The organism is Paraburkholderia sp. J41 (genome assembly GCF_905220235.1).
Lineage (GTDB): Bacteria > Pseudomonadota > Gammaproteobacteria > Burkholderiales > Burkholderiaceae > Paraburkholderia.
Genome location: NZ_CAJMZE010000017.1, coordinates 79210 through 94830, shown reverse-complemented (window position 1 = coordinate 94830; position 15621 = coordinate 79210). Strand labels below are relative to the sequence as shown.

Below are 15621 nucleotides of genomic sequence, written 5' to 3'. Positions count from 1 at the left end.
GCCGCAGACCGATGAAGATCATGATCGTGACCGATGCATGGGAGCCGCAAGTCAACGGCGTGGTTCGAACGCTGAAGAACACCACGCGCGAGCTGACCGCGCTCGGGCATCAGGTCGAATTGCTCACGCCGCTCGAATTCCGCACGGTGCCGTGCCCCACGTATCCCGAGATCCGCCTCTCGCTGCTGCCGCGGCGCCACCTGCGCGAGCGCATTGCCGCGTTCGGCCCCGACGCGATCCATATCGCGACCGAAGGGCCGCTCGGTCTTGCCGCGCGCCGCTACGCGATCGACCACGACCTGCCGTTCACCACGGCGTACCACACGCGCTTTCCCGAGTACGTGCAGGCGCGCTTCGGCATTCCGCTTTCGGCGACCTATCGCTTCCTGCGCTGGTTCCACAAGCCGTCGCTCGCGGTGATGGCGCCCACGCCCGTCGTGAAGGCGGACCTCGAGAAGTTCGGCTTCACCAATGTCGTGCTGTGGACGCGCGGCGTGGATCTCGACATTTTCCGGCCGATGGAGTCGAAGGTGCTCAACACCGCGCGGCCGATTTTCCTCTACGTGGGCCGCGTGGCCGTCGAGAAGAACGTCGAAGCGTTTCTCAGGCTCGATCTGCCCGGCTCGAAGTGGGTGTGCGGCGAAGGCCCCGCGCTCGCCGAGCTGAAGTCGCGCTATCCGCAGGCGAACTATCTGGGCGTGCTGAGCCAGCCCGAGCTCGCAAAGGTCTATGCCGCCGCCGACGTATTCGTGTTCCCGAGCCGCACCGACACCTTCGGCCTCGTGCTGCTCGAAGCGCTCGCGACCGGCACGCCGGTGGCGGCGTATCCGGTCACGGGTCCGATCGACGTGCTCGGCGAGCACAGCAACGCCGGAGCGATGAACGAGGACCTGCGCGAAGCGTGTCTCGAAGCGCTCAAGATAGATCGCGCCGACGCGCGCGCCTGGGCCGAGCGTTTCTCGTGGCGCGCGGCGTCGGAGCAGTTCGCCTCGCATCTCAAGCCGCGCCCGAGTTCGACGATGCAGACGAAAAGCGCGGCGGCCTAAGCGCGAGGCCGCCCACCCGCATGACCCGCCATTCGACCGTCAGGCAAGCCGCGGACGCCGCGCGCGAAGCCAACCCGCAGGACGCGCGCGGCGCAAGCCCCTCGCACGAGTGCGATACTCGCTCTCACGGGGGCGATACTGGGCGCGATACTGGGCGCAATACGGCGTGCGATACCGGCTGCGGTACTGAGTGCGGTAGCGGCGGCTGCGATACCGGCTCCCACGCAAGCGAGACTCACCCGCACGCGCGCGGAACCGGCTCGCACGCGAGCGCTACCGCAACCCCCACGCGCACCGTCATGACGCCACGACCGCCTCCTCCGCTGCGTTCCGCGAACGCGCCGGCGCGCCCGAGCGCCGCGCGCGCGGGCGCCTCCTCCTCCACGCGCAGGCAGCAGGAAGCGCAGGAGCCGCCGCATCTGCACGAACCGCTCGGCCCCGACGATCCGCTCGCGCCGCTGCCCTTCAACCCGTACAAGGGCAATCGCGGCATCACGCGCGCGTGGCATGCGCTCAAGTATTCGATCAAGGGTTTTCGCGTGGCGATTCGCGAGGAAAGCGCGTTCCGCCAGGAACTCACGCTCGCGGCGATTCTCGTGCCGGCGGGCGTGTTCATTCCCGTCGAGCCGGTCGAGCGCGTGCTGCTGCTCGGCTCCGTCATGCTTGTGCTGATCGTCGAGCTGCTCAATTCGAGCATCGAAAATGCCGTCGATCGCATCGGCCTCGAACGCAACGAGCTGTCCGGGCGCGCGAAGGACCTCGGCAGCGCGGCCGTGACTGTCGCGCTCGCGCTCTGCGTCATGACGTGGGGCCTCATCCTCGTGCCGCACTACGGGCCGCCGCTGCTGCGCTGGCTGCAAGCGCTATAGGCACTGCGAGCGCCCGAAGCGCGGCAAGCGCCTCCGGCTATCGGGTCACGGGTCACGGGCTCGGGGTCACGGGTCACGCCTCGCGCTTTTCCCCGCATCGTTTTCCGCCCGGCACGCGCCGCCGCGACTCACGCCCGCCCACGCTCGCCGTTTCGCGCCAGGCCGTCGGTTTATAATCGAACGACAGTCTTAAAAAAGACCAACCGCATCCGGGCCACGCGCGCAGCCATTGCGAGCGTTTTGGCCCGGTACTGCTTTTTCAGGGCCGGACGACATGGAAGCCAAACCTCCCCGCCGTACACGCGAACGGATTCTCGAGCTGTCGCTGAAACTGTTCAACGAGATCGGCGAGCCGAACGTCACCACGACGACCATCGCCGAGGAAATGGAGATCAGTCCAGGCAACCTGTACTACCACTTCCGCAACAAAGACGACATCATCAACAGCATCTTCAGCCAGTTCGAGCAGGAGATCGAAAAGCGTCTGCGTTTCCCCGAGGACCATCGCGCCACCATCGACGAAATGTGGGCATACCTGCAATACATGGTCGATTTCACCTGGCGCTACCGCTTCCTCTATCGCGACCTGAACGATCTCCTCGCGCGCAACCGCACGCTGGAAATGCACTTCAAGCAGATCATCAGCCACAAGGTACACTTCGCGCAGCAGTTCTGCGAACAACTGCTCGAGGACGGCGACATGGTGGCCACGCCCGCCGAGATTGCCGTGATCGCCACCAATATCGGCGTGATCGCCACGTACTGGCTCTCGTACCAGTTCGTGATGAACCCGCGCAAGTACAACGACCAGGAAGCGATTCGCGACGAACTGCATCAGGTGAGCGTGCAGATCGTCTCGCTGATGGCGCCGTACCTGCGCGGCCGCGCGCGCGAACTCTTCGACGACCTGGTTTCCGGCAAGCTCGCCAAGCGCGAGTTCTACGACTACCTGCCGCCGCGCGAAGGCGCGAGCGCCGCCGGCGCCAAGGACAATCGCGGCTGAAGCCGCCGCACGTTTCCCGCATACAGGACAGCACACGCATGAAAGCCGTTTGCGTTTATTGCGGCTCCTCGCACGGAGCCAGACCGCTTTATACCGAAGCCGCGCAGGCGTTCGGCCGCGCGCTCGTCGCCGCGGACCTCGCGCTCGTTTACGGCGGCGGCAAGGTCGGCCTGATGGGCGTGATCGCCGACACGGTCATGCAGAACGGCGGACGCGCCATCGGCGTGATTCCCGAGCTGCTGGTCGACAAGGAAGTGGGCCACGCGGGCCTCACCGAGCTGCACGTCGTGCCCGACATGCATCATCGCAAGAAGATGATGGCCGACCTTTCGGACGCCTTCGTGGCGATGCCGGGCGGCGCGGGCACGCTCGAGGAACTGTTCGAGGTCTATACGTGGGCGCAGCTCGGCTATCACCGCAAGCCGGTGGGCGTGCTCAACATCGGCGGCTTTTACGATCCGCTCATGGCGTTGCTCGACCACACCGTGCGCGAAGGCTTCATGCGCGAAACCTACCGCGAGATGCTGCAAGTGGACGCCGATCCCGCGGCGCTGCTCGCGAAGCTCTCGCGGTATCACGCGCCGGCGAAGGACAAGTGGGCCGATTTGCGCGAGAACGTGTAGGCGCGCGTCAGCCGGCGCGAGCACGCCGTTTCCTCAACCGCATCGCAACAATGGGCGCATCGCCATGAGCAAGGTCGTTCTGATCACGGGCGCCGCGCGCGGCATTGGCCGCGCGACGGCGCAACTGCTGGGCGCGCAGGGCTGGACCGTAGGCGTCAACTATCTGCGCAACGAACCGGCCGCCGACGAAACCGCCGCCGAAGTCGGCCGCGCCGGCGGCCGCGCGCGCGTGCTGCGCGGCGACGTGGCGAGCGAAGCCGACGTGATCGCCATGTTCGACGCGCTCGAAACGGCATACGGACGCATCGACGCGCTCGTGAACAACGCGGGCATCGTCGCGCCGGGCAGCCAGGTCGCGGACATGAGCGCCGAGCGCCTCAAGCGCATATTCGACGTGAACGTGTACGGCGCGTTCCTGTGCGCGCGCGAAGCGGCGCGGCGCATGTCGAAGGATCGCGGCGGCGACGGCGGGTCCATCGTGAACGTGTCGTCGGCGGCGGCACGGCTGGGCGCACCGAACGAATATGTCGATTACGCGTCGTCCAAGGGCGCCGTCGACACCATGACGCTCGGGCTGGCGAAGGAACTCGGGCCGCAAGGCGTGCGCGTGAACGCCGTGCGCCCCGGCCTGATCGACACCGAGATTCACGCGAGCGGCGGCCGCCCCGACCGCGCTGCCGTGCTCGGCGCGCAAACGCCGCTCGGCCGCCCGGGCAGTGCCGAGGAAGTAGCGCAAACGATCGTGTGGTTGTTGAGCGACGCCGCTTCGTACGTGACGGGCGCGATCCTCGACGTAAGCGGCGGGCGTTGATTCGGGCCGCCGGTTTTAGCCGCCGGTTTTAGCTGCTGGTTTTAGCCGCTGGTTTCGGCCGTTGATTTTAGCCAGCGGTTCCGCCGCCGCTTTCGCCGCCGCTTCCACCGCCGCGCGGCGCTCGCCTCAAAACCGCGAACCGGGCTCGCGCAGGAATGCGAGTTCGGCTTCTGTCGATGCGCGCCCCAGCAACGCATTGCGGTGCGGAAAGCGCCCGAAGCGCTCGATCACTTCGGCATGGCGGCGCGCGTAATCGTAAAAACCCGCCAGGCCCGGCGCCGGCTGTTTCGCCAGCTCGCCGAAAAGGCGCAGCGACTCGCGCTGCATTTCCATCGACTCCGCATGCTCGAACGGCATATAGGCGAATACGCGGTGATACGCGTCGGGCAGCCGCCGGTCCGCGCCGCTTTCGACCATCGCGCACGCAACGGCGAGCGCCTTGGCATCGGCGGAAAAGGCTTGCGGCGTGCCGCGCAGGCAATTGCGCGAAAACTGGTCGAGCACGATCACGAGCGCGAGCGCACCTTCGGGCGTCGCGCACCACGCGTCGCATTCGCCCGCGCGCGCCGCTTCGAGCAACGCGCCGAAGCGCTCGCGCAGTTGCACGTCGAACGCCTCGCGCTTGCGAAACCAGAGCTTGCGCTCCCGGCCGCGCTCGGGCGAACCCGCCGCGCCGAACCAGAAGTCGAGCACCTCGCGCGCCCGCGCATCGAGCGCGTTGCCGCTCACGCGAGTTCCAGCACGAGGCGGCGCGTGCGCGCGCTTTTCTTCTCCAGCTTCGCGACGCGCAACGCGCCGATTTCCTCCGTGTTTCGCACGTGCGTGCCGCCGCACGGCTGCAAATCCACGTTTTCGATGCGCAGCAAACGCACGCGCCCGAGTCCCATCGGCGGCTTCACGCTCATCGTGCGCACGAGTTCCGGGCGCTGCGCCATTTCGTCGTCGGTGATCCATTCGGTCGCCACCGTATGCTTGCCCGCGACGAGTTCGGCAAGCCGGGCTTCCACCTGTTCGCGCCCGATCGGCTCGACCGTCGCGAAGTCCAGACGCGCGTAGTCGGTCGTGATGCTGCACCCGTCCACGGCATACGGCAGCACCGCGCACATCAGGTGGCTCGCCGTATGCAGACGCATATGCCGATGGCGGCGCGCCCAGTCGATCTCGGCGCGCACGCGCTCGCCCGCCGCGAGACGCGCGAGCAGCGCTTCCTGGCCCGGCGCGGGAACGTGCAGCGCGTCGTCGGGCGTGGCGCCTTCGAATTTTGCCTTGCGCGTATCGGCGATCACGATGCGCTCGCCGCTCTCGAGCACGAGCGCGCCGCTGTCGCCCGCCTGGCCGCCGCCGAGCGGATAGAACACGGTCTGGTCGAGCCGCACGCCGTCCTCGCCGACAGCGAGCACGGTGGCGTCGCAGTGCGTGAGATAGGCGTCGTCGCGAAAGAGCGCGCGGGTGGTCGTCATCGTGGGTCTCCTGTCATGCATGTTGATGGGCTCGCCGAGCGCGAGCGGCCGGTGTTATCGACTGGCTCGATCGAAGCGGCGCGATCGAAGCGCCGAGCGCGAGCGGCCATTATGGGCACATCGCTTAACCGGCCGCCGAACGGCCCGCGCGTGCCGCTGCCGGACTGTACCGGCGCGCACGCCGGCACACTTGGCCATCGACGCCGATCAACCCGGCCGGTTGCGCATCCAGTCGGCGGTATCGAAAAACGAATGCAGCAGGCGTTCGCGCAGCGGCTCGGGCAAGCCGATGTCCTGCATCGCCCACGCCATGCAGCGCAGCCACTGGTCGCGCTCCGAGGAGGCGATCGCGAACGGCAGGTGGCGCGCGCGCAAGCGCGGATGCCCGAAGCGCTCGATATAGTGGTCCGGGCCGCCGAGCCAGCCGCACAGGAACCAGAAGGTTTTGTCGCGCGAGCCGTCGAGCGTTGGCGGATGCAGCGCGCGAATGCCCGCGAATTCGGCCTCGAGGTCCATCAGGTCATAGAAACGGTCGACGAGTTCGCGCACGCGCGCCTCGCCGCCGATGAGTTCGAACGCGGTGGGTTGCGTCGGCGCTTCGTCGGCTGGATCGGTCATACGGTTTCATCACGGCAAAAGGGAGAGCAGCGGCGCACGCGTTCACGCATATTCGCGCACATTCATGCACATCCGCGCGCGCCGCTGCGAATCCGCGATTTTCGCATAGCGGCGCGCGGCCGGTCAGCGTGCGCTCCACGCGCATTTCACGCCGCCGCGCGCGCGAGCACCCGATGACGATCGTCGACGAAAAGCGCCACGGTCGTGCCGACCGGCAACGCCGCATCGAGCCGCGCGATCACGACCACGCCGCCCGCCGTGCGCACCCTCGCGAGACAGACGTCGCCCGCAGAGCCGGCGTCCACGCGGCGACGCACCACCGTGGTTTCCTCGATCACGCCCCGCGGCGCATCCTGGCTCGCGAACCCGGCCGCGCCGCAATGCGGGCAGCGATAACGCGCCGGAAACAGCACCTCGCCGCCCGCGATCGAGACCGCGGCCGCATCGTGCCCTCCTTCGTCGTTCATCGTGATCGCCTTGACAGTCGAATATTTTCATTATCCAATAAAAAACATGAATTTTCATATATTCGCATCTAAAGGGTTAACGCGTAGTTAGCGCGTAGCTACCGCATAGTTATCGCGAGAATCCACGCAGCCTCGCGCTGCGTCGACGCAACCGCCGTGCAACCCAACGCGGCAAGGAGACGCCCCATGACACCCGCCTTCGCTCGAGGAGCCACGGCATGAGCGCAGCCCATCCTGCCGGCAGCTTCGAGGTCATCGTCGAAGCCGTCACGCCGCTCACCGCGCACGTCAGCGCGTTTCGCCTGCGCGCCGTCAACGGCCGCGCGCTGCCGGGCTACCGCGCGGGCGCGCATGTTCGCGTGCAGGTCCGCACGCCGCAAGGCGAGGACTGGCGCGCGTATTCGCTCGTCAACCTCGCGCCGCACACGCAAGCGCAAACGGCGCCCGATCACTATTTGCTGGCCGTGCGCCGTGAAGACCGCGGTGCGGGCGGTTCGCTGCATATGCACACCCAAGTGCGCGCCGGAGACACACTGCGCATCACCGCCCCTGTGAATGCGTTTGCGCTCGACGAACAAGACAACGCGGTGCTGATCGCGGGCGGCATCGGCATCACGCCGATTGCGTCGATGGCAAGCGCGCTGCTCGCGCAACGACGCAAGTTCGCGCTGCATTACACGGGACGCGCGAAGGCGCAGCTCGCTTTCGCCGGCGAACTGCGCGCGCTGTGCAACGAGGCGCTGCATCTTTACGGCGACGATGAGCAGTCCGAACTGGATCGATTCGATCTCGCGCGGCTGCTCGACACGCTCGAGCCCGCGCAACCGATCTACGTGTGCGGCCCGCAAGGTTTGATCGACGCAACGATTGCGCTCGCCACGGCGCGCGGCTGGCCGCGCGAGCGCATCCGCTCGGAACTGTTCGCCGCCGGCGCGCCTCAAGACAGCGACACGGCTTTCGAAGTCGAATGCCGGCAGTCGAACGTCACGTTGCGCGTGGCACCCGCGCAATCCATTCTCGATGCCATGCTCGACGCCGGACTCGACCCGCTCTACGACTGCAAACGCGGCGAATGCGGCGTATGCCAGGTCGGCGTAATCGAAGGCGAAGTCGATCATCGCGATTACTGCCTGAGCGAAAGCGAAAAGCGCGCGGGCAAGGTCATGCACGTTTGCGTGTCGCGTTCGCGCGCGGCGCGGCTCGTGATCGACGCATAAAGACGCCCAGGCTTCACGCATCAGCCCGGCGCCAAACCCGCCGCGCCCTTTCCCCACGGGAGATTCTCATGCCACGCTACCGCGAAGATCACGCCGCGCTTGCCGCGCTCGTTGAGCCGGACCAGGTGCATCGCGACGTCTATCTCGACCAGGAAGTGTTCGACCTGGAAATGGAGCGGCTATTCAGCCGCACCTGGATTTACGTCGGTCACGCGAGCCAGGTGCCTCATGCGGGCGACTATCTGAGCGTCGATATCGCGAAACAACCGCTCGTGATGGTGCGTCAGGCCGACGGCAGCCTGCGCGTGCTGATGAACCGCTGCGCGCATAAAGGCGCGAAACTCGTCGGCGCGCCCAGCGGCAACACCGGGAAATTCTTTCGGTGTCCGTATCATGCCTGGACCTATAGAACCGATGGAAAGCCGCTCGCCATTCCGCTCAAGAGCGGCTACGAAACCACGCGCCTGAACGAATGTCCCTCCGGGCAAGGACTAACCGCCCTCGCCAACGTGCAAACCTACCGCGGCTTCGTGTTCGTGCGCCTTGCCGAAGAAGGCCCGAGTTTTCTCGATTATTTTGGCGACTCGCTCTCGTCCATCGACAACATGGCCGACCGTTCGCCCGAAGGCGAACTCGAAATCGCGGGCGGCTGCCTGCGCTACGTACACAACTGCAACTGGAAGATGTTCGTCGAAAATCTCAACGACACGATGCATCCGATGGTCGCGCACGAGTCCTCGGCTGGCACCGCCAAAAAGCTTTGGGAGGGCAAGCCCGCCGACGAGCCCAAGCCCATGGCCATCGAGCAGTTCGTGCCCTTCGTTTCCGATTACGCGTTCTTCGACGGCATGGGCGTGCGCGTGTTCGAAAACGGCCATAGCTACACGGGCGTGAACTTCTCGATCCATTCGAGCTATTCGTCGCTGCCCGAATACGAGCAACAGCTCGTGGAAGCCTGGGGCGAAGCCAAGGCGCAAAGCGTGCTCGGCACCTCGCGCCACAACACCGTCTATTACCCGAGCCTCACGATCAAGGGCGCGATTCAGGCAATACGCGTGGTGCGGCCCATCGCGCCAGACAAAACGGTGATCGAGTCGTGGACGTTTCGCCTCAAGGGCGCGCCCGACGCGCTGCTGCAACGCACGCTCACCTACTCGCGCCTCATCAACTCGCCGATGTCCGTGGTCGGCCACGACGACCTGCACGCGTACCGCGCGATCCAGGAAGGACTTGCCGCGAACGGCAACGACTGGGTCAGCCTGCACCGCGACTATCGTCCCGAAGAAACCGGCGCGAAAGACCTGACCGTGAACGGCACGAGCGAAATCTCGATGCGCAACCAGTTTCGTGCGTGGGCGCGCTACATGGCCCCGCACGCGCACGACTAAACGCGGAGCCCTTGATGACGATCTCCCACGACACCTTGATCGACTTCGTGTACCGCGAAGCGCGCCTGCTCGACGAGAAACGCTTCGACGCATGGTACGAACTCTTCGCCGAAAACGGCCTTTACTGGGTTCCGCTCGTACACGATCAGCAGGACGGCCTCAACCACGCCTCGCTGATGTACGAGGATCGCCTGCTGCTCAAGCTGCGCATCGAACGCCTCAAGCAGCCGCGCGCCTATTCGCAGCAGCCGGAAAGCCGTTGCCAGCACGTCCTGCAACGGCCCGAGATCGAACTTGCGAGCGCCGAGGGCTATCGCCTGCGCACGCCGTTCTTTTATGCCGAAGCGCGCGCGGACGAACAACTCGTGCTCACGGGCGTCGCGCGTCATCATCTCGTCGACGAAAACGGCACGCTGCGCCTGCGCGAAAAGCGCGTCGACCTGCTCAACTGCGAAGCGGCGCTGCCCTCCGTTCAGCTTTTTCTGTGAGGCCCGCGTGAGCGATACGCTTTCCTTTCCCTCCGTGCATACCGCGTTCGCGGCGAGCGCCGCACGCTTTCCCGACCACGACTTCCTCGTGGTGCTGCCCTGACGAAAGGAGCGACACGATGCAAACGACCTCAACCTTGGCGGCAATCGTCACCGGCGGCAACGCGGGCATCGGCCGCGCGATCGTCGAACATCTGCTCGCGGCGGGCTACGAAGTGATCTCGCTCGACCGGCGCAGCAACGCGCCGGGCCACGCGCGGCTGCACGCGCTCGAAGTCGATCTCTGCGATGCCCGAGCCACGCGCGAGGCCGCCGCCGAAGTCGCCGCGAGCCGTGCGCACCACGCGCCCACCACGTTGATCCACAACGCGGGCGTGATTCGCCCCGCGCTGCTGGCCGATGTCTCGCACGACGATCTCGGCGCGCTCACGAACCTGCACCTGGGCGCGCCCATCGCGCTCGCGCAGGCCATGCTGCCCGCGATGCAGGCCGCGCATTTTGGCCGCCTCGTGCTGATCTCGTCGCGCGCGGCGCTCGGCCTCGCCACGCGCACCGTGTATTCGGCAACGAAGGCCGGCATGCTCGGCCTCGTGCGCACCTGGGCGCTCGAACTCGGGCCGCTCGGCGTGACCGCAAACGCCATCGCGCCCGGCCCGGTCCAGACCGGCATGTTCCATGAGATCGTGCCCGCTGGCAGCCCGAAAGTCGCGCAGATCGCCGCCGGCATTCCCGTCGGCCGCCTCGGCCAACCCGACGACGTCGCGCGCGCCGCGATGTTTTTCGCCGCGCCCGAAAACGGCTTCATCACGGGGCAAACGCTTTACGTGTGCGGCGGCACGAGCACGGGCAGTCTCGCGCTTTGAACGGCCGCCGGCGTCACCTTGAATGCTGCGCGATCAGTTGACGCAGCACGTCGATGAAAATCTGCGTGGTTTCGGCCGGAAACGGCAGCAGCACCGAAGCTTCGTGCTCCAGCGCGAGCGCCACGAGTTCGGCGGCCAGCGCGCCGCCTTTGGCCGTGAGCGCGACCAGCGTGCGGCGGCGGCTCGCGGGATCTTCCTGGCGCTCGACGAGCCCCGCCGCTTCCATGCGGTCGACGAGCTTGCTCACGGTCGGCTGCTTCGCGAGGATAAAGCGGCCGAGATCGCCCATCGGCAATGGCCCGTCGGAAAGACACGCGAGCACGCGCCATTGCAGCGCGGGGATTTTCTTGCGCGCGAGCGTGGCGTGAAATTCGTCGGAAATGAGGCTGCTGGCGCGCGCGAGCAGTGCGGCCAGATAGGTGTCGAGAAAGCGCGCGGGCGCGGCTTGGGTCGCGGCTTGGGTCGCGGCTTCGGGCGCGGCTTCGGGCGCGGCTTCGGGCGCGGCTTCGGTTGCGGTTCGGGCGCGGGCGGCCGCGGCCTTCGCGCGGCGCGGCTTGATCGTTTCGGTGGTCATGGCATGGGCGGAAGAAGCCCCGGCATCATACACGCAGCGCGGCGCGCCAGGACCGCGCCATCGTCTGCGCCCTCATGCATCGTCAGGCGTCGCGCAACGACTGCAACGCGGGCCGCGCGAGCACGTGCCGCAGGCTGATCCAGCCGCCCACGCCCGCGCACAGCACGCCCGCCGCCACGCCGGCCGGCACGAGCCAAGGATCGAACGCGAGATAAAACTCGAACACGCGCGTGGCCAGTATCGACCCGACGACCTGCGCGCCGGTCGCGGCCATCAAGCCCGCCAGCGCGCCCACGCAAAGGAACTCGGCCACCTGCACCGCGCGCACCTGCCGATGCGATGCGCCCAGCGCGCGCAGCAGCGCCGACTCGCGCATGCGCTCGTCGCGCGTGCCCGCGAGCGCCGCATAGAGCACGAGCACGCCCGCCGCGAGCGTGAAGAGAAACAGGAACTGCACCGCGCCGATCACCTGTTCGAGCACGCGCTCGATCTGCGCGAGAATCGGCGCGATGTCGATGGCGGTCACGTTCGGATATTGCGCGACGAGCCCGTCGACCACGCCGCGCCGCGCGGGCGGCAAGTGGAAGCTCGTGATGTAGGTGGCCGGAAAATCGTGCAGCAGCGCGGGCGGCATCAGCACGAAGAAGTTGACCTTGAACGAGCCCCAGTCGAGCTTGCGCACGCTCGTCACGGGCGCCGACACTTCGAGCCCGGTCACGTCGAACTTGAGCACGTCGCCGGGCTTCACGCCGAGGATTTTCGCGAGCCCCTGCTCGATCGAAAGCTGCGGCGCGCTCGAATCGCCGTACCACGCGCCCGCCGTCAGGCGGTTGTCGTCGGGCAGCTTGGTCGTGTACGAGAGATTGAACTCGCGGTCCACGAGCCGGCGCGCCTGCTCGTCCTTGTACTGATCGGGATTCACGGCGCGGCCGTTGATGGCGATGAGGCGGCCGCGCACCATCGGCTCCAGCGCGCTGTCGCCGATGCCGTGCGAGGCGAGCCACGCGGCCACGGCGTCGCGCTGATCGGGCTGGATGTCGATGAGGAATTCGTTGGGCGCATCAGGCGGCGTGGACTTGCGCCAGCCTTCGACGAGATCGTTGCGCGTCATCGCGATCAGCAGCAGGCACATGAGGCCGATGGCAAGCGCCGTGATCTGCAAGGCGCTCGCACCCGGCCGCCGCTCCAGCGAAGCCAGCGCGTAACGCCAGCCCACGCCCGCGCGCCCCTGCCCGCCCAGCCGCTCGCTGCGCGCCACGCGCGCCGCGCACCAGAGCGCAATGCGCGCGATGCCGGCAAACACCAGCAGCCCGATGGCGAAACCGCCGGCGACGATGCCGCCGAGCTTCAACTCGCCCGCCGCGACCACGAGCAGGCCCGCGAACAGCGCGATGCCCACGCCATACGCGGCCCACGCGGCGCGCCCTTCGTCGCCCCACTCGCGGCGCAGCACGCGCACGGGCGGCACGCGCGTGAGCGGCAGCAGCGGCGGCAGCGCGAAGCCCAGCAACAGCACGAGACCGGCGGCGATGCCTTCGATCGCGGGCAGCGGCCCCGGATACGGCAGCACGACGTCGATGAGATTGCCGAGCCACGCGAGCAGCGCAAGGTGCCCCGCATAGCCGAGCGCCACGCCGATCGCGCCGCCCGCGAGACCGAGCCCGGCGAATTCGAGCACGAAGATCGAGCGCAGCGTGCGCTGGCTCGCGCCGAGGCAGCGCATGGCCGCGCAGCCGTCGAGATGGCGGCGCGTATAGCGATGCGCGGCCATGGCGATCGCCACGGCCGCGAGCAGCGCCGTCAGCAGCGAAACGAGCGTGAGGAAATGGCGCGCGCGATCGAGCGTCTGGCGCACCTGCGGCTGGCCGTCCTGCAAGGACTCGAGCACGACGCCGCGCATCTTGCCGCCGTCCGCCTGGGTGTGGGCGAACGCGGCGAAGCGCGCCACGTTCGCGTCGGCGCCCGCCACCAGCAGGCGGTAGGTCACGCGGCTGCCGTAGCCGGTCAAGCCCGTCGACGCGATCTCGTCCGCGCGGATCATCAGGCGCGGCGAAAAGTTGACGAACGAGAAGCCGCGATCGAGTTCGCGCGTGATGATCGCGCTGATGACGAAGCTGCGTGTGCCGACCTTCACCGCATCGCCGACATGCAGCTTGAGCGCGTCGAGCAGTTCGTCGTCGACCCAGACGGTGCCGGGCGGCGGAATGCCCTGCGCTTCGCGGTCGGGGCCGCCGGGTCGATCGGCGATACGCAAGGCGCCGCGCAACGGATAGCCCGCCGAAACGGCCTTGACCGCCGCAAGGCGCGTGGGAGCCTGGACGTTCGGGGCCGCGCCGGCCTGGGTATTGAGTCGTGCGTTTGCTTGTGCGTTTGCTTGTGCGTTTGCCTGCGGGTTTGGCTTTGCGTTTGCTCCTGCGTTTGCCCGCGCGTTCGAATCCGCGTTCGAATCCGCGTTCGACGAAGCAGCGCGATGGCTCGCGCCCGCGCTCACCATGCTCGGGAAAATCGCCGTGGTCGCGGTGCGCAAGTCCAGCGACTTCGCCTCGTTCGCGAAAGCCGGATCGACGGGATGATCGGCGCGCACGATGAAGTCGGCCGCGATCATGCGGCGCGCGTCGCGTTCGAGACCGCGCTGCAACCTATCGGCGAGAAAACCCACGCTCGCGAGCGCCGCCACGGCAAGCACGAGCGCGAGCAGCAGCATCGTCAGCTCGCCCGCGCGCCAGTCGCGCGCCGTCATTTGCGCGGCAAGGCGCACGAGATCGGGCCAGGAGGGCGTCGGGCGCAGGGCCGCGCGGCGCGGCCCGGACGTGGACGAGCCGGGCGAGGAGGAACCGCTCAATCGTGACGCCCTCGCAAGGACAGGCGCGAGACCATGTGCGTGGCCATGCCGCGAAAGCCGCCCTGCACGCCGCGCCACAGGCGCGGCAGCGCCCACGCGGCCAGCACGAGGAAACCCACGACCATCACGAGGAACAGCAGCGGCACGAAGAAGGCGAGCAACACGCCGACGAAGGTCAGGCCGTCCTCGGCGGTGGAGGTCACGACGTTCGACACCGGTTCGGGCGACAGATTGATGAGCGCGCGCGTGCCCGCCTTGGCGAGATGCGCGGTGCCGGCGAGCGTGCCGCCCGCGAGCGCGGCGACGGTGAGCAGCGCCGGGTCGGCGTGGCCGAGCGCGCCGGCCGCGAGCACGGCGCCCGCCGGAATCCGGATGAAGGTATGCACGGCGTCCCACAGCGAGTCGAGCGCGGGGACTTTATCGGCGAGAAATTCGAGCACCGTGAGCGCGCCCGCGATGCCGATCACCCACGGCGAACCCAGCACGGCGAGCGTGTCGGGAAGATGGATGAAGCCCAGGCGCTGCAATACGCCCGCCATCAATACGGTGAGGTAGAGGCGCAGGCCGCTGCCCCACGACAGGCCCGCCGCGAGCGAAAGTGGTTCCAGCATGGCTGCCTCCTCGCGTGGCGTGGCCGGGGCCTTGCGCCGCGCCGCCTGGCGGGCGCCGGCGCCCTCGGGAGGACGCGCGCGCCCGCCGCACGAAGCGGCACGGAAAGTTTTCGGGATATGACGGTTCCATTATAGCCACGCTCGCCGCCGCACCGCCGCCGTGTTGCGCACGCGCGCCAGTGCGCGTGGCGCCCGCGTCGGCACCGGCGCCGCAGCGGCGCGGGGCGCGGCGGCGCGATTTCAGCGCGCGCGGCTGGCGGTCTCAGGCGGCCGACGTCAGCTTAAGGCCAACGATGCCGAGCACGATCAGCGTCGCGCTGGCGATCCGCGCCGCGCTCACCGCCTCGCCCATCATGACGATGCCGAACACGAACGCGCCCACCGCGCCGATGCCCGTCCACACCGCATAGGCGGTGCCCAGCGGCAATTGGCGCATGGCCATCGCGAGCAGCCCGAAGCTGACGAGCGCCGTCACGACCGTGAAAACGGACGGCCAGAGCCGCGTGAAACCTTCAGAGGTCTTGAGACCGGCCGCCCATGCCACTTCGAGCAGGCCGGCGATGAGAAGAAGAAACCAGCACACGAGAGACGCTCCACCAAAAAATGGGGCCGTCCCCGGTTTGAGAAAATGCGCAAGGCCGTCCTTACAGTGACGTAATTTAACACAACCTGCGCTTTCGCCGCGCTTTCTCGTCCTTTTCTCGCTCTTTTCCCGCCCTTTTACGCCGATCCGCTGCAAAC

Annotated in this window: 17 protein-coding genes; 9 read left to right on the top strand and 8 right to left on the bottom strand. The window is 67.6% G+C overall.

Annotated elements, in window-relative coordinates; all coding sequences use genetic code 11:
* Positions 1–11 precede the first annotated feature (11 nt).
* The 5 genes from U5805_RS18835 to U5805_RS18815 all read left to right on the top strand — a co-directional run bounded on the left by U5805_RS18835 (position 12) and on the right by U5805_RS18815 (position 4352).
* Complete coding sequence (locus tag U5805_RS18835; RefSeq protein ID WP_322105009.1) at positions 12–1046, top strand: glycosyltransferase family 1 protein; 1035 nt, start codon at positions 12–14, stop codon at positions 1044–1046.
* Between the two features lie 299 nt (positions 1047–1345).
* Positions 1346–1915 (top strand): diacylglycerol kinase, encoded by a 570-nt coding sequence (locus tag U5805_RS18830; protein ID WP_322105008.1) that lies wholly within the window; start codon positions 1346–1348, stop codon positions 1913–1915.
* A gap of 274 nt (positions 1916–2189) precedes the next feature.
* Positions 2190–2918, top strand: a complete 729-nt coding sequence (locus tag U5805_RS18825; RefSeq protein WP_322105007.1) for a TetR/AcrR family transcriptional regulator — start codon at positions 2190–2192, stop codon at positions 2916–2918.
* Positions 2919–2956: 38 nt separating this feature from the next.
* Entirely contained in the window at positions 2957–3541 is a 585-nt protein-coding gene (locus U5805_RS18820; RefSeq protein WP_322105006.1) for a TIGR00730 family Rossman fold protein, read from the top strand.
* A 64-nt stretch (positions 3542–3605) separates the two neighbouring features.
* Positions 3606–4352, top strand: coding sequence for an SDR family oxidoreductase (locus U5805_RS18815; protein WP_322105005.1), 747 nt, complete (start codon positions 3606–3608; stop codon positions 4350–4352).
* Positions 4353–4478: 126 nt separating this feature from the next.
* On the opposite strand, the gene U5805_RS18810 is transcribed toward U5805_RS18815, so the two are convergent.
* From U5805_RS18810 to U5805_RS18795, 4 genes are all read right to left on the bottom strand, one after another.
* The gene (locus U5805_RS18810) at positions 4479–5081 is read right to left on the bottom strand and encodes a DUF924 family protein (RefSeq protein ID WP_322105004.1); all 603 of its coding nucleotides are present in this window, start codon (positions 5079–5081) and stop codon (positions 4479–4481) included.
* Entirely contained in the window at positions 5078–5812 is a 735-nt protein-coding gene (locus U5805_RS18805; protein ID WP_322105003.1) for an alanyl-tRNA editing protein, read from the bottom strand. The genes U5805_RS18810 and U5805_RS18805 overlap by 4 nt, the downstream gene beginning before the upstream one ends.
* Before the next feature lie 207 nt (positions 5813–6019).
* On the bottom strand, positions 6020–6430 hold the full coding sequence (locus tag U5805_RS18800) for a group II truncated hemoglobin (RefSeq protein WP_322105002.1): 411 nt from the start codon (positions 6428–6430) through the stop codon (positions 6020–6022).
* 146 nt (positions 6431–6576) lie between these two features.
* Positions 6577–6897, bottom strand: coding sequence for a DNA-binding protein (locus tag U5805_RS18795; RefSeq protein WP_322105001.1), 321 nt, complete (start codon positions 6895–6897; stop codon positions 6577–6579).
* Between the two features lie 218 nt (positions 6898–7115).
* Between U5805_RS18795 and U5805_RS18790 the strand changes: the two genes are divergently transcribed.
* From U5805_RS18790 to U5805_RS18775, 4 genes are all read left to right on the top strand, one after another.
* Complete coding sequence (locus tag U5805_RS18790) at positions 7116–8114, top strand: PDR/VanB family oxidoreductase (RefSeq protein ID WP_322105000.1); 999 nt, start codon at positions 7116–7118, stop codon at positions 8112–8114.
* Positions 8115–8182: 68 nt separating this feature from the next.
* Complete coding sequence (locus U5805_RS18785; RefSeq protein ID WP_322104999.1) at positions 8183–9502, top strand: aromatic ring-hydroxylating dioxygenase subunit alpha; 1320 nt, start codon at positions 8183–8185, stop codon at positions 9500–9502.
* A gap of 14 nt (positions 9503–9516) precedes the next feature.
* Entirely contained in the window at positions 9517–9990 is a 474-nt protein-coding gene (locus U5805_RS18780) for an aromatic-ring-hydroxylating dioxygenase subunit beta (protein WP_322104998.1), read from the top strand.
* Positions 9991–10109: 119 nt separating this feature from the next.
* A complete protein-coding gene (locus tag U5805_RS18775) occupies positions 10110–10853 on the top strand; it encodes an SDR family NAD(P)-dependent oxidoreductase (protein WP_322104997.1) in 744 nt (247 codons plus the stop codon).
* A 13-nt stretch (positions 10854–10866) separates the two neighbouring features.
* Here U5805_RS18775 and U5805_RS18770 read toward each other — a convergent pair whose 3' ends face one another.
* The 4 genes from U5805_RS18770 to sugE form a co-directional block, all read right to left on the bottom strand.
* Positions 10867–11427, bottom strand: a complete 561-nt coding sequence (locus tag U5805_RS18770; RefSeq protein ID WP_322104996.1) for a MarR family winged helix-turn-helix transcriptional regulator — start codon at positions 11425–11427, stop codon at positions 10867–10869.
* Between the two features lie 82 nt (positions 11428–11509).
* Positions 11510–14167: an ABC transporter permease gene (locus U5805_RS18765; protein ID WP_322105058.1), complete on the bottom strand. Its 2658-nt coding sequence runs from the start codon at positions 14165–14167 to the stop codon at positions 11510–11512.
* A 98-nt stretch (positions 14168–14265) separates the two neighbouring features.
* A complete protein-coding gene (locus U5805_RS18760; protein ID WP_322104995.1) occupies positions 14266–14880 on the bottom strand; it encodes a DUF4126 domain-containing protein in 615 nt (204 codons plus the stop codon).
* 262 nt (positions 14881–15142) lie between these two features.
* Positions 15143–15463 carry a quaternary ammonium compound efflux SMR transporter SugE gene (gene sugE / locus U5805_RS18755; RefSeq protein WP_322105057.1) on the bottom strand — a complete coding sequence of 107 codons (321 nt, stop codon included), beginning with the start codon at positions 15461–15463 and terminating at the stop codon, positions 15143–15145.
* Positions 15464–15621: the final 158 nt, after the last annotated feature.